The 14,531-nt window shown below is 66.4% G+C and carries 8 protein-coding genes and 1 pseudogene; 7 read left to right on the forward strand and 2 right to left on the reverse strand.

Annotated features, from left to right (window positions below; genetic code table 11):
* The first annotated feature begins 1 nt into the window (after position 1).
* Positions 2-1,396, forward strand: coding sequence for an efflux transporter outer membrane subunit (locus tag IF690_RS19970; RefSeq protein WP_202697069.1), 1,395 nt, complete (start codon positions 2-4; stop codon positions 1,394-1,396).
* Between the two features lie 99 nt (positions 1,397-1,495).
* A pseudogene (locus IF690_RS19975) lies at positions 1,496-1,696 on the forward strand (TolC family protein); the annotation flags it as partial.
* Between the two features lie 184 nt (positions 1,697-1,880).
* Here the strand turns inward: IF690_RS19975 and pvdP are convergent.
* Positions 1,881-3,506, reverse strand: a complete 1,626-nt coding sequence (gene pvdP / locus IF690_RS19980; protein WP_202697070.1) for a pyoverdine maturation tyrosinase PvdP — start codon at positions 3,504-3,506, stop codon at positions 1,881-1,883.
* Between the two features lie 231 nt (positions 3,507-3,737).
* Between pvdP and pvdM the strand changes: the two genes are divergently transcribed.
* Genes pvdM through pvdO form a run of 3 tightly spaced genes read left to right on the forward strand, consistent with a single transcriptional unit; the run spans position 3,738 to position 7,360 of the window.
* Positions 3,738-5,087, forward strand: coding sequence for a pyoverdine-tailoring dipeptidase-like protein PvdM (gene pvdM, locus IF690_RS19985; RefSeq protein ID WP_202697071.1), 1,350 nt, complete (start codon positions 3,738-3,740; stop codon positions 5,085-5,087).
* A gap of 30 nt (positions 5,088-5,117) precedes the next feature.
* Positions 5,118-6,410: a pyoverdine-tailoring periplasmic protein PvdN gene (pvdN, locus tag IF690_RS19990; protein ID WP_202697072.1), complete on the forward strand. Its 1,293-nt coding sequence runs from the start codon at positions 5,118-5,120 to the stop codon at positions 6,408-6,410.
* Between the two features lie 50 nt (positions 6,411-6,460).
* Positions 6,461-7,360: a dihydropyoverdine dehydrogenase gene (gene pvdO, locus IF690_RS19995; protein WP_202697073.1), complete on the forward strand. Its 900-nt coding sequence runs from the start codon at positions 6,461-6,463 to the stop codon at positions 7,358-7,360.
* A gap of 1,018 nt (positions 7,361-8,378) precedes the next feature.
* On the opposite strand, the gene IF690_RS20000 is transcribed toward pvdO, so the two are convergent.
* Entirely contained in the window at positions 8,379-9,206 is an 828-nt protein-coding gene (locus IF690_RS20000) for a formyl transferase (protein WP_202697074.1), read from the reverse strand.
* A 186-nt stretch (positions 9,207-9,392) separates the two neighbouring features.
* On the opposite strand from IF690_RS20000, the gene IF690_RS20005 reads away from it, so the two are divergent.
* Together IF690_RS20005 and IF690_RS20010 are read left to right on the forward strand one after the other, a co-directional pair.
* Positions 9,393-11,045 (forward strand): cyclic peptide export ABC transporter, encoded by a 1,653-nt coding sequence (locus tag IF690_RS20005; protein WP_202697075.1) that lies wholly within the window; start codon positions 9,393-9,395, stop codon positions 11,043-11,045.
* A gap of 153 nt (positions 11,046-11,198) precedes the next feature.
* Complete coding sequence (locus IF690_RS20010) at positions 11,199-13,598, forward strand: TonB-dependent siderophore receptor (RefSeq protein WP_502710150.1); 2,400 nt, start codon at positions 11,199-11,201, stop codon at positions 13,596-13,598.
* Positions 13,599-14,531 lie beyond the last annotated feature (933 nt).

The raw sequence follows: 14,531 nt of genomic DNA on the forward strand, positions 1-14,531 counted from the left end.
TATGAAAGCGTCCCTCAGCCTTATCGCCGCCAGCCTGTTGCTGGCGGCCTGCAGCGGCCCCGCGCCGCGCCCGGACAGTGGCTTGCAGGCCCCGCCCGCCTGGCACTCGCCCCATACCGCGGCCGCGCAGCAAGACAACCGGCAATGGTGGACCCGCTTCGGCAGCCCGGAACTGCAGCGCCTGATCGAACAGGCCCGCCTGGGCAGCCACGACCTGGCCGCCGCCATGGCCCGGGTGCGCCAGGCGCAAGCCACGGCGGTGGTCGCCGGCGCGCCGTTGCTGCCGGAACTCAAGGGCGCGCTCAACGCCAACCGGCAGAAGCTGCTGCGCGGCAACGGCTACAGCCAACTGGACGCCGACAGCAGCAACAAGGCCGTGGACTACTTCAACGCCAGCCTCAGTGCCAGCTATGAAATCGACTTCTGGGGCGGCAAGCGCGCAGCCCGCGACAGCGCCGTGGAAAGCCTGCGGGCCAGCGAATTCGACCAGGCCACCGTCGAGCTGACCCTGCTCGGCGGCGTGGCCAACAGCTACACCCAGGTGCTGTCGCTGCGCGAGCAGAGCCGCATCGCCGAACTCAACCTGGCCAATGCGCAAAGCGTGCTCAGGCTGGTGCAGACCCGCTACGACTCGGGCTCGGCCACCGCCCTGGAACTGGCCCAGCAGAAGAGCCTGGTGGCCGCCCAGCAGCGCCAGTTGCCCTTGCTGCGGCAACAGGCCGAGGACGCGCGGATCACCCTCGCCGCCCTGCTTGGCCAGCCGGTGCAGAGCCTCGATCTCGGCCAGCAGCCTTTCGCCCAACTGACCTGGCCAGACATCGACGCCGGCGTGCCCAGCGACCTGTTGATCCGCCGCCCGGACATCGCCAGCGCCGAAGCCAGGCTCGCCGCCGCCCAGGCCGACGTCACGGTGGCGCGGGCGGCAATGCTACCCAGCGTCACCCTGAGCGCCAGCCTCGGTTCGGGCGCCGATACCGCCTCGGATATCCTGCGCAGCCCGTTCTATAACCTGACCAGCGCCTTGGTCGCACCGATCTTCAACGCCGGCCGCCTGAGCGCCGAGCGCGACCGGGCCCGGGCGCGCCAGGCAGAGCTGCTGGAAAGCTATCGCGGGGCGATCGTCAACGGCTTCGCCGATGTGGAAAAGGCCCTCAACAGCATTCGCGGCCTGGACCAGCAGCGGCAATGGCAGAGCGAAGAACTGCGCCAGGCGCAGATCGCCTTCGACATCGCCCAGAGCCGCTACCAGGCCGGCGCCGCCGACCTGCTCACGGTCCTGGAAACCCAGCGCACCCTGTACGCCGCCCAGGACCAGAACGTGCAGCTGCGTCTGTCGCGGCTGCAGGCCAGCGTGGCCCTGTACAAGGCGTTGGGTGGGGGTTGGCAAGCGCTCTGAAGCCAGATGCGCGATAGCCGATGGAGCGCCGCTGCGCGGCTATCGCGAGCCAGCTCGCTCCTACAGGGACAGGTGCAAGGCTTTCGGATTCTGTAGAGCGAAGAACTGCGCCAGGCGCAGATCGCCTTCGACATCGCCCAGAGCCGCTACCAGGCCGGCGCCGCCGACCTGCTCACGGTCCTGGAAACCCAGCGCACCCTGTACGCCGCCCAGGACCAGAACGTGCAGCTGCGTCTGTCGCGGCTGCAGGCCAGCGTGGCCCTGTACAAGGCGTTGGGTGGGGGTTGGCAAGCGCTCTGAAGCCAGATGCGCGATAGCCGATGGAGCGCCGCTGCGCGGCTATCGCGAGCCAGCTCGCTCCTACAGGGACAGGTGCAAGGCTTTCGGATTCTGTAGGAGCGAAGCTTGCTCGCGATAAAGACGACGCGGTGCACCTGTCAAACCGCGTCATCGTTTTTCGCGAATAATCTCGACCGACTGCTGCTTACAACTGTCGCTCGCGCACCTTCAGGTGGCGGGCATACCACGGCCGCCTGGGCACTTTGCGCAACAGCCCGGCCAGCTTGTCGTCCTCGGCGAAGGTGATGCGCAAAGCCAGCTTCATGGTTTCCGGGTCCATCTCCACCGAGCGCCCCAGTTGCAGGCCGGGGGTGGTGCTGCAACCGTGGGTGTCCGGGCCCAGCCAGGGGTCGTCGACCTCGACCCAGCGCCCGGGGGCGAACCAGGGCACGCCATTGACTTCAAGGCGGCTGACTTCACCCGGATGGAAGCGCTCGTGGGCGCGGAACCAGTCTTCCACGCGGTCGTCGATCCAGCCGTGGAAATACCAGAACACCGGGCTCACATGGGAAGAAAACGGATCGCCGAGGAAGTCGTTTTCCGCGGCGTACCAGCGCGCCGAAAAGTCCGCCGGATCGCGGGCGAACGGCACCGGCGCGCCGTTGGAGGGATCGCGCGGCACCGAGGCCCAGCGCATGTGCAGCCAGTCGTGCAGGCCCAGTTCCAGCTCGGAACCGAACTGCCCCAGGGTCAGCGTCGACAGGTAGCGCGGGTCGCGATAACGCGATTCCCAGACCTGGAAATTGCTGTGGTAGGTCTCGGCGGTCTTGATGTCGCTGACCCACTGGGTGTACTCGGCGTCGTCGCTGGCCAGCCAGGTCGGCGGCAAGGCGAAGCCGTCGTGATTGTCGAAATAACGGGCAAACCCCTGGCGATCGCGTTCCAGTTCCGGCTGCGGGCTCGGGAAGTTCAGCCAGGACGGCAGGTCCTGCATGGAACGCGCGGTGCCGAGCATGTGCCGGTGCATGAAAAAGAAATCGATGCCCGAGCCGTTGCGGTCCTTGCGCTTGCCCCGGGCGTCACGCTCCTGGCCACGCGGGCCGGGCTGCCAGCCGATGCCGCGCAGGGCGTCGCGCTTGTCTTCGGACAGGGTGTGCCACTTGTCCCGCGAGGCGTGCCACAGCTGGTGAAACAGCCGGTGCTCGGGGGAAACCAGCCAGGCCAGCAACGTCGGATTCAGGCCGATGCGCTGGCGGGCTTCGGGGAACAATTGCTTGGTGGCAACGAAGCGATTGTCTTGCTCGGGCAGCGCCAGCGGCCGGTCCAGGCGCAGGATACGCCCGCTGAGCGTGCCGCTGCCGGCGTTGCCGAAATCGGCCCAGACCTCGTCGAGCACCACGCTGAACTCATAACAAGGCGCACCGTCGCGGGCATCGGCGCTTACCAGGCGCCAGTAGAGCCGCTGCGGATCGGGTGCCAGCAGATCGCCGACCACCCGGTAACGCGGCTCGGCCTCGCCACGCAATACCTCGGCACGGTCCAGGTAGCCGCGCAGGCCGCGCCCGCGCTGGGCAATGTCGAGAAACAGTTCCAGCCCCTCGCGCGGCAGGCCCGCCAGGCCGGCGTCCGCCCCCTCGAAGCGCAGGGTCCAGACCCCGCGCAGCTTGTCCGCCAATTGCTGGCCGGCGGTGTCCGCCAGATCGACCGTCGCTTCGCCGGGGGTTTCCAGCGCCTCCTCACGCGTCAGCTCACGGTGCGCATAAATGGCCGCGGGCACCGCAGCTCCAGTGAGCGCCAAGCCTGCGATAAACCCTCGTCGAGAAATCGTCATTGCCCTACCTGTGTCAGCCCTGAAGCAGGCTTTATCCCAGCTAGGACGTTTGCAGAGTGGGGAAATTTAAGCGGCGCCAACAAAGGCCCGCGCCCGCCGCGCAGGCCGGCCGCGGGGCCTAATTTTCCACCGGCCTCGCTCGTTCTTCCCAGATAGCAAAGGCGCTGCACCTGTACCGGCACGCCTGCACCCTGATGCTTACCCCCGACGGCGAACCCGACTGAGATGGCAATGACAAAACCACGTTCGAAAAAGGCTCTTTACATCGGTCTGCCGCTGGCCCTGGCCATCGGCGCCGGAGCAGGCTTGCTGGCCTGGGACTACGGCTTGCGTGGCAACCCCGGCTACCCGGTCAAGGTGCTCAAGCAGGCCGATGAATTGCAGGAGCGCATCCTGTCGTTCGACAGCCACATCAGCCTGCCGCTGGATTTCGGCGCCGCCGGCAACGAGTTCGACAAGGACGGCGGTGGCCAGTTCGACCTGGTCAAGGCCAACCGCGGGCGCCTGTCCGGCGCGGCCCTGACCATCTTCGGCTGGCCGGAAATGTGGAATGGCCCCAACGCACCGCACCGCCCCACCGAGGGCTTTGTCGAGGAAGCGCGCAACCAGCAGGAGGTGCGCTACAAGATCATCTCCGGCATGGTCCGCGACTTCCCCAACCAGGTCGGTATCGCCTACACCCCGGACGATTTCCGCCGCCTGCACGGCGAAGGCAAGTTCGCGATCTTCATCAGCATGCTCAACGCCTACCCCCTGGGTAACGACCTGGACCTGCTGGACCTGTGGGCCGCCCGTGGCATGCGCATGTTCGGCTTCAGCTACATCGGCAACAACGCCTGGGCCGACTCCTCGCGGCCGCTGCCGTTCTTCAACGACTCGCCGGACGCCCTCGATGGCCTGTCGGAGACCGGCAAGCAGGCGGTGCACCGCCTCAACGACCTGGGGGTGATCATCGATGTCTCGCAGATGTCGACCAAGGCCCTGGAGCAGGTGGCGCAGCTAAGCCGCACGCCGATGGTGGCCTCGCACTCGGCGCCACGGGCCTCGGTGGATATCCCGCGCAACCTCAGCGACAAGGAAATGCAGCTGATCAAGAACAGCGGCGGCGTGGTCCAGGTGGTCGGCTTCTCGCAGTACCTGCGCCCGCTGACCCAGGCCACCCAGGACAAGCTCAACGCCCTGCGCGCGCGCTTCGACCTGCCGCCGCTGCCGAACCTGGCCATGGCCCTGATGCCGGGCGACCCGATCATCTCGGCCTGGCCGGAACAGAAGTTCGGCCAGTACGCCAGCGAGCTGTACGCCATCCTCGAGGAAGAACCCAAGGCGACCCTCAAGGACCTGGGCGACGCCATCGACTACAGCGTGCGCAAGATCGGCATCGACCATGTCGGCATCAGCTCGGACTTCAACGAGGGCGGCGGGGTCAAGGGCTGGGAGAACGTCGGCGAGATCCGCAACGTCACCGCCGAGCTGCTGTCGCGCGGCTACTCCGAGGCGGACATCGCCAAGCTCTGGGGCGGCAACTTCCTGCGGGTCTGGGACCAGGTGCAAAAGGCCGCGCGCCCGGTAGCCAACCGTTGAACCTCTTTTGCCGACAAGTGAAACCGACCCATGACTGACCGTCGTACCTTTCTCAAGCAGGCCGGTGTCCTCGCCGCCGGCCTGCCGCTGGGCAATGCCGCCCTCGCCGCCCTGGCCCCGGCCGACGCAGCCCGCGACAGCGCGCTGGCGTCCGGGGACAAATGGCTGCAACTGCGCCAATTGTTCGACCAGGACCCGGACTACCTGCACTTCTCCAACTTCCTGGTGACCTCCCACCCCAAGCCGGTGCGCGATGCCATCGAGCGCCACCGCGCGAGCCTCGACCGCAACCCCGGCCTGGCCATGGACTGGGACCTGGAGGAAACCTGGAAACGCGAAGCCGAGGTGCGCAAATGGGCCGGGCGCTACCTGGACGCCAAGCCCGGGCAGATCGCCCTGACCGGCAGCACCAGCGAAGGCCTGGCGATGATCTACGGCGGCCTCCATGTGCGCCCGGACCAGGAGATCCTCACCACCGTCCACGAGCACTATTCCACCGAGTACAGCCTGGCCTTCCGGGCGAAAAAACAAGGCACCCAGGTGCGCAAGATCAAGCTGTTCGAGAACGCCCATACGGTGTCGGCGGACGAAGTGCTGGGCTCGATCAAGCGCAGTATCCGTCCCAACACCCGGGTGCTGGGCATGACCTGGGTACAGTCCGGCAGCGGCGTGAAACTGCCGATCGGCCAGATCGGCCAGCTGGTGGAGGAACTCAACCGCGAGCGCGCCGAGCAGGAGCGCATCCTCTACGTGATCGATGGCGTGCACGGTTTCGGCGTGGAAGACCTGAGCTTTCCGGACATGCATTGCGACTTCTTCATCGCCGGCACCCACAAGTGGATGTTCGGCCCGCGCGGCACGGGCATCGTCTGTGCCCGCTCCGAGGAGCTCAAGGACGTCACCCCGATGACGCCGACCTTCTCCGAAGACAACAATTTCGCCACCTCCATGTCGCCCGGCGGCTACCACGCCTTCGAGCACCGCTGGGCGCTGGACGAAGCCTTCAAGCTGCACCTGGAACTGGGCAAGGCCGAGGTCCAGGCGCGCATCCACAGCCTCAACAGCTACCTGAAACGACGCCTGCAGCAACATCCGCAGATCGAGCTGGTGACGCCGCTGAGCAGCGGGCTGTCCGCCGGCTTCACCTTCTTCCGGGTCAAGGGCAAGGACAGCGACGCGATCGCCGCCTACCTGATGAAAAACCGCGTGGTGGCCGATGCCGTGGACCGCGACGTCGGCCCGGTGATCCGCACCGCGCCCGGGCTGCTCAACGACGAAGCACAGATCGACCGCTTCATGGACCTGCTGGCACGCGCCCTCTGAGCGCGCGCCACCGGCGCCGCAGATCCCCCTGCCAACCCTTGAGATGACTCATGACCACTGAACCGACCCGCCCCGCCACCCCACCACTGGCCCTGAAAAAACTCTGTACCACCTCCCTGCTCGCCCTGTTCGGCGGCCTGCTGTGCCAAGGCGCACAAGCCGCCACGCCGCAACCGGGCCAGGTGTTCAAGGACTGCAAGGACTGCCCGGAAATGGTCGTGTTGCCCGCCGGCACCTTCACCATGGGCACTCCGGACGACGAGGTCGGCCGCGAACCCGACGAAGGCCCGATGCATGACGTGACCTTCGCCAAGCCCTTTGCCATGAGCCGCTTCCAGATCACCGCCGGCGAATGGGACAGCTACCTCAAGCAGACCGGCGTGGTCATCGCCAATGGCGACACCCGCCCCGGCCGCGAATGCGTCGCCAGCAAGCCGCGCTACCGGCAAGGTCCGCGTCAGCCGGCGGTGTGCATGGACTTCGCCGACGTGAAGGCCTATGTCGCCTGGCTGTCGAAAAAGACCGGGCACACCTATTCGATGGTCAGCGAGGCCCAGCGCGAATACGCCGCCCGCGCGGGCTCCAAGGGGCCCTTCCCGTTTCCGTTCGATGAAGGCAAGGGCTACAGCATCGCCAAGCACGCCAACACCTATGGCCCGGCCGATGGCTACAGCTTCAGCTCGCCGGTGGGCAGCTACCCGCCCAATGCCTTCGGCATGTACGACATGCACGGCAATGTCTATGAATGGATCGCCGACTGCGAACACGCCAACTATGTGGGCGCGCCTACCGATGGCAGTGCCTGGGTAGAGCCGGGCTGCGAATCGCTGCAGATCCGTGGCAACGACTGGGGCGAAGCCCCGGTGTTCTCGCGCTCGGGCAATCGCAACAATATCTACCCGAGCACCCGTGGCGACTGGATCGGCTTTCGCGTCGTGCGCGAACTGTAACCCCGCACCCGCGTCGTCAGGCTTGCGGGGCTGCGCCCCGGTCGCAGCCTGCGGCAGCGGCTACAAATATCCCTGTAGCCGCTGCCGAGCCATAGCGAGGCTGCGCTCGCCCGCGCAGCGGGCGCCAGGCCAGACACCACCACAAGCCAGGCACACCGCGTCGTCAGGTTTCACGGGGCTGCGCCCCGGTCGCAGCCTGCGGCAGCGGCTACCGATATCCCTGTAGCCGCTGCCGAGCCAGGGCGAGGCTGCGCTCGCCCGCGCAGCGGGCGCCAGGCCAGACAACACCACAAGCCAGGCACACCGCGTCGTCAGGTTTCACGGGGCTGCGCCCCGATCGCAGCCTGCGGCAGCGGCTACCAATATCCCTGTAGCCGCTGCCGAGCCATAGCGAGGCTGCGATCGCCCGCGCAGCGGGCGCCAGGCCAGACACCACCACAAGCCAGGCACACCGCGTCGTCAGGCTTGCGGGGCTGCGCCCCGATCGCAGCCTGCGGCAGCGGCTACAAATATCCCTGTAGCCGCTGCCGAGCCAGGGCGAGGCTGCGATCGCCCGCGCAGCGGGTGCCAGGCCAGACACCACCACAAGCCAGGCACACCGCGTCGTCAGGTTTCACGGGGCTGCGCCCCGGTCGCAGCCTGCGGCAGCGGCTACCGATATCCCTGTAGCCGCTGTCGAGCCATAGCGAGGCTGCGATCGCCCGCGCAGCGGGCGCCAGGCCAGACACCACCACAAGCCAGGCACACCGCGTCGTCAGGTTTCACGGGGCTGCGCCCCGGTCGCAGCCTGCGGCAGCGGCTACCGATATCCCTGTAGCCGCTGTCGAGCCATAGCGAGGCTGCGATCGCCCGCGCAGCGGGTGCCAGGCCAGACAACACCACAAGCCAGGCACACCGCGTCGTCAGGTTTCACGGGGCTGCGCCCCGGTCGCAGCCTGCGGCAGCGGCTACAAGGGGTGATCGATCAGGAGCAGCATGGCGAGACAACAGGCGCCAGCTCCGGCGCCCGCTAAAGGGTTCAACCCTGCTTGGCCAACAGCGCCAGGCCTTCATGCAAGGCCGGGAACAGGCTGTTGTTGAAGTTGTTCCAGCGCAGTTCGAGGATGCTGTCCTCGGGGGCGATGGTGGTGTTGAGCACGTCGTGGAACACCTCGCCGGAATCGATGCCGTTGTCCACGTAGTGGAACGAGGCACCGGTCATGTACAGCGGCTCGACCGGCTCGGTTTCCCGCGTGGTCCAGTCCACCACCTTCTGCCCACGGGCACCGTACAGCGCATTCCAGGTGGCGTAGGCACCGCGACGCTCGTAGGGCGACTCGAGGCGGGTAATCCCCGGATGGATATTCATGATCCGCCGCGCGAAAGGCGCGCCCGGGCGCACCAGCTCGTCGAGGATCACCAGCAGGCCGTCGAGCACCACGATATCGGCCTTGAGCTCCACCAGGGTGTCGTGCAGGCGACGCTCGAAATCCTGCTTGCCGGCGATATGCTCGGCCGAGCCCCGTGGATGGCGGCGATAGGTGGACGGCACGCTGAGCAGCAGGTCGTTGACCAGGCGCCCCTGCACGCGCAGGTCCGCCGGGTACAGCCACTGCCGGCCAGGCTGATAGGCAAAGCCGTAGTCGCTCACCAGCTGCTGGTCGCGTGGCGACTGCTCGTCATCGTCATACACCACCCCGACCAGGTTGTAGGCCTCGCCCAGGGGCGTCTGGTTCAGCGACTCCACCAGGAACTCCAGCACCGACTTCATGTAGCGTTCGTGATCCTTGTAGGCCACCGGCTGCCCGGCCTTGTCGGCCGCCGCGTTCCTCAGGGACCAGACATACACCAGATTCTTTTTCGTCATTTGCTCGCTCTCGCTGAATGGGCCAGGCACGACGTCGTTACGCGTGCACCTCCAGAACAAGAACGAAACAGGCGCCGGGCAATTTATCCGCGCCCGCGGCCACGCTAAATACTGCCGCCAACGGTTCGTCTGTCATGGGTACGGGTCTTTCTGCCTCGACCCTTCATCCACTGCCGGGAACCCCTTATGACCGACCCCAAGCGCGGAGCCTTCCACGGACTGCTCGCCCTGCTCAGACCCTTTCGTGCCACTGTCGTGATTTCCGTTGCCCTGGGCATGGTCGGCGGCCTGGCCATCACCCTGCTGCTGGCCACCATCAACAACGCCCTGCACTCGCAGACCGGCATGACCCAGGGCGTGGTCCTGACCTTCGCCGCCCTGTGCCTGCTGGCGCTGACCAGCTCGATCGTCTCGGACATCGGCACCAATTATGTGGGCCAGCGCATCATCGCCGCCCTGCGCAAGGACCTGGGGGAGAAAGTGCTCTCGGCGCCGATCACCCAGATCGAGCGCTACCGCTCCCACCGCCTGATCCCGGTGCTGACCCACGACGTCGACACCATCAGCGACTTCTCCTTCGCCTTCACCCCGCTGGCCATCGCCGCCACCGTCACCCTGGGTTGCCTGGGCTACCTGGCGTACCTGTCGGTGCCGATGTTCCTGATGATGGTGGTCGCCATCCTCATCGGCACCAGCGTGCAGTACGTGGCCGGCGGCAAGGGGATCCGCGGCTTCGACCTGGCCCGCGACCAGGAAGACGAGCTGCAGCGCTACTACAACGCCATTGCCTCGGGCGCCAAGGAACTGCGCATGCACCGCCCGCGCCGCTACCGGATGAACACCCACCGCATCCAGGAAACCGCGGACCGCATCGCCTCGATCCAGGTGCGTTCGGTGAACATCTATATCCTCGCCAAGACCTTCGGCTCGATGCTGTTCTTCGTGGTCATCGGCCTGGCCCTGGCCATGCAGGCCTACAACCCGGACCCGGACCCGAGCGTGATCACCGGCTTCGTGCTGGTGCTGCTGTACATGAAGGGCCCGTTGGAAAACCTGGTGGCCTACCTGCCGGTGGTGGGCAAGGCGAAGATTGCCTTCGGCCGTATCAGCGAGTTGTCCGAGCGGTTCTCTTCCCCCGAACCCCATCTGCTGCTGGATGCTACCGAGGCGCCGAAACCCGTGGTGCACAGCCTCGAACTGCGTGGCGTGAGCTACAGCCCGCCACCGGTGGAAGGCAGCGAGCCGTTCCACCTGGGGCCGATCGACCTGGACATCAAGCAGGGCGACATCGTCTTCATCGTCGGCGAGAACGGCTGCGGCAAGACCACCCTGATCAAGCTGCTGCTGGGGCTGTACCCACCCCAGGCCGGGGAAATACGCCTGAACGGCGAGGCCGTGACCGACCCGGCCCGGGACGACTACCGCCAACTGTTCACCACCGTGTTCGCCGACTACTACCTGTTCGACGACCTGGTCCAGGGCGGCGGCCAGCAGTCACTGGACAGCGCCAGCCAATACCTGGACCGCCTGGAAATCGCGCACAAGGTCAGCATCAAGGACGGCGCCTTCACCACCACCGACCTCTCCACCGGCCAGCGCAAGCGCCTGGCCCTGGTCAACGCCTGGCTCGAAGGGCGCCCGGTGCTGGTGTTCGACGAATGGGCGGCGGACCAGGACCCGGCCTTCCGGCGGATCTTCTACACCGAGCTGCTGCCGGACCTCAAGCGCCTGGGCAAGACCATCATCGTCATCAGCCATGACGATCGCTACTTCGATATCGCCGACCAACTGGTGCGTCTGCGCGCCGGCCAGGTGGTGCGCGAAATGCAGCCGGCCTGAATCTTTTTTTCCGGTTTGTTCAGGGAGGAACGTCTCACTATCGTTAATGAGAATTAACCGCAACAAATACCAGCACCTGCCAACCTATACATAGAAGAGAACGCATCCATGCCAGCAGTACTCGGTCTCAGTCCCCTGAGTAAAGCGCTATCCATGCGCAAGGCCCTGAACATCAAGCTTCTCCCCAGCGCACTGGCCCTTGCGGTGGCGCTGCCGGTAGCCGGCTATGTACAGGCCCAGGAGATCGAGCTGGACATTCCCGCGCAATCCCTGGGCAATGCCCTGCAGGAGTTCGGGCGGCAGACCAGCCTGCAGGTGCTCTATAGCCCGCAGGACGTGCAAGGCAAACAGAGCACCGCGGTGAAGGGCAAGATGGACGCGCAACGGGCCATCGCCCTCCTGCTGACCGGCAGCGGCATCCGCTACAGCCTGCAGGGCAGCTCGCTGACCCTCAGCGCCACCAGTGCCGGCGCCGAGGGCCTCGAGCTGAGCCCGACGCAAGTGACCGCCAACCAGTTGGGCAACGTGACCGAAGGCACCGGCTCCTACACCCCGGGCACCATCGCCACCGCCACCCGCCTGCCGCTGACCCTGCGCGAAACCCCGCAGTCGATCAGCGTGGTCACCCGCCAGCACATGGATGACTTTGCCCTCAACAGCGTCGACGCCGTCATGCGCCATACCCCGGGCATCACCGTGTCGGCGTTCGACACCGACCGGACCAACTATTACTCCCGCGGCTTCTCGATCAACAACTTTCAGTACGACGGCATTCCCTCCGCCGTGCGCAACGTCGCCTATTCGGCGGGCAACACCCTGAGCGACATGGCGATCTACGACCGCATCGAAGTGCTCAAGGGCGCATCCGGCCTGCTCAGCGGCGCCGGCTCCCTGGGCGGCACCATCAACCTGGTGCGCAAGAAGCCCACCGCCGACTTCCAGGGCCACGCCACCCTGGGCGCGGGTTCCTGGGACAACTACCGCAGCGAACTGGATGTCAGCGGCCCGCTGACCGAGACCGGCAACGTCCGCGGCCGGGCCGTGGCCGCCTACCAGGACAAGAACTCGTTCATCGACCGCTACTCGACCAAGAACTCGGTGTTCTACGGCATCGTCGAATTCGACCTGTCGCCCGATACCCTGCTGACCGTGGGCGCCGACTATCAGGACAACGACCCCAAGGGTTCCACCTGGTCCGGCAGCTTCCCGCTGATCAACTCCAAGGGCGAGCGCAACAGCGCCAAGCGCTCGTTCAGCAACGCCACCGACTGGAGCAGCTGGCAGCAGTACACCCGCACGGTCTTCGCCACCCTGGAACACGACCTGGGCGACGGCTGGGTGACCAAGCTGCAACTGGACCACAAGTACAACGGCTACGACGCCCAGATGGGCTCCATCCAGTTCGACCAGCCGCTGCCCGACGGCAGCGCCGAAATCAACGCCCAGCGCTACAAAGGCGACACCACCAGCGACTCGGCCGACCTCTATGTCAGCGGTCCGTTCAGCCTGCTGGGCCGCGACCACGACCTGGTGCTCGGTGGCTCGATCAGCAAGGCCCACTGGAAAGGCAAGGGTTACTGGGACGAAACCTTCTCGGTCCCCAACCGCGTGGACTACAACAACTGGCACGGCAACCTGCCCAAGCCCGACTGGGGCCCGGTGTCGCAACGCACCGACGACGTGATCCGCCAGACCGGCGTCTACATGACCACCCGCCTGAACGTGACCGACGACCTGAAAGTCCTGCTGGGCGGGCGCGTGGTCAACTACAGCCTGACCGGCCTGACCCCGACCTACACCGAATCCGGGCGCTTCATTCCCTACGCCGGGGCAATCTACGACCTGAACGAGAACTTCTCGGTCTACGCCAGCTACACCGACGTGTTCATGCCCCAGGAGAACTTCAACCGCGACCGCGACAACAAGTTGATCGAGCCGGATGAAGGCGAGAACTACGAAATCGGCATCAAGAGCGAATTCTTCGACGGTCGCCTGAACGCCAGCCTGGCCTACTTCGAAGTCAAGGAAACCAACCGTCCGGTGCCGGACGACGCCTACAACAACCAGACGCCGACGCCACCCAACTACGCGTTCAAGGGCAGCAAGGCGACCACCAAGGGCTACGAGCTGGAAGTGTCCGGCGAACTGGCTCCGGGCTGGCAGGTGCAGGGCGGCTACACCCACAAGGTGGTGCGCGACGACAACGATGTGAAGCTCTCGACCTTCGAGCCCGAAGACCAGTTCAGCCTCTACACCACCTACAAGCTCACCGGCGACCTGGACAAGATGACCGTCGGCGGCGGCGCGCGCTGGCAGAACAAGGCCTGGCAACAGATCTGGAACAGCCCCAAGGGCGTGAATGAAGACATCACCCAGGAATCCTACTGGGTGGTGGACCTGATGACCCGCTACCAGCTCACCAAGAACCTGTCGGCGACACTCAACGTCAACAACATCTTCGACAAGTACTACTACACCAACGTCGGCTTCTATAACTCGGCCATCTACGGCGAGCCACGCAACGTCATGGTCACCACCCGCTGGGACTTCTGACCTCCGACACCCCCGCGTCCCCACGCCCCGGGAAGGCCCTGCCTCCCCGGGGCGTTTTCATTCGCCCAGGACTCCTCCCCCCGTAGCCGCTGCCGAGCCCTGGCGAGGCTGCGACCGGGGCGCAGCCCCGTAAAACCTGACGACGCGGTATGCCTGACCCGCACTGTCGCCAGGCCTGGCGACCGCTACGCAGTCGATCGCAGCCTCGCTGGCGCTCGACAGCGGCTACACCCGCCCCCCGTAGCCGCTGCCGAGCCTTGGCGAGGCTGCGACCGGGGCGCAGCCCCGTAAACCCTGACGACGCGGTATGCCTGACCCGCACTGTCGCCTGGCCTGGCGACCGCTGCGCAGTCGATCACAGCCTCGCTGGCGCTCGACAGCGGCTACACCCGCCCCCCGTAGCCGCTGCCGAGCCCTGGCGAGGCTGCGATCGGGGCGCAGCCCCGTAAAACCTGACGACGCGGTGTGCCTGACCCGCACTGTCGCCTAGCCTGGCGACCGCTGCGCAGTCGATCACAGCCTCGCTGGCGCTCGACAGCGGCTACACCCGCCCCCCGTAACCGCTGCCGAGCCCTGGCGAGGCTGCGATCGGGGTGCAGCCCCGTAAAACCTGGCGACGCGGTATGCCTGACCCGCACTGTCGCCTGGCCTGGCGACCGCTACGCAGTCGATCGCAGCCTCGCTGGCGCTCGACAGCGGCTACCCCCGTCCCCCGTAGCCGCTGCCGAGCCCTGCCGAGCCCTGGCGAGGCTGCGATCGGGGCGCAGCCCCGTAAAACCTGACGACGCGGTGTGCCTGCCCCACACGGTTGCCTGACCTGGCGACCGCTGCGCAGTCGATCGTAGCCTCGCTGGCGCTCGACAGCGGCTACACCCGTCCCCGTAGCCGCTGCCGAGCCTTGGCGAGGCTGCGATCGGGGCGCAGCCCCGTAAA

The sequence above is a fragment of the Pseudomonas sp. SK3(2021) genome (assembly GCF_016772375.1).
Classification (GTDB): Bacteria; Pseudomonadota; Gammaproteobacteria; order Pseudomonadales; family Pseudomonadaceae; genus Aquipseudomonas; species Aquipseudomonas chlororaphis_I.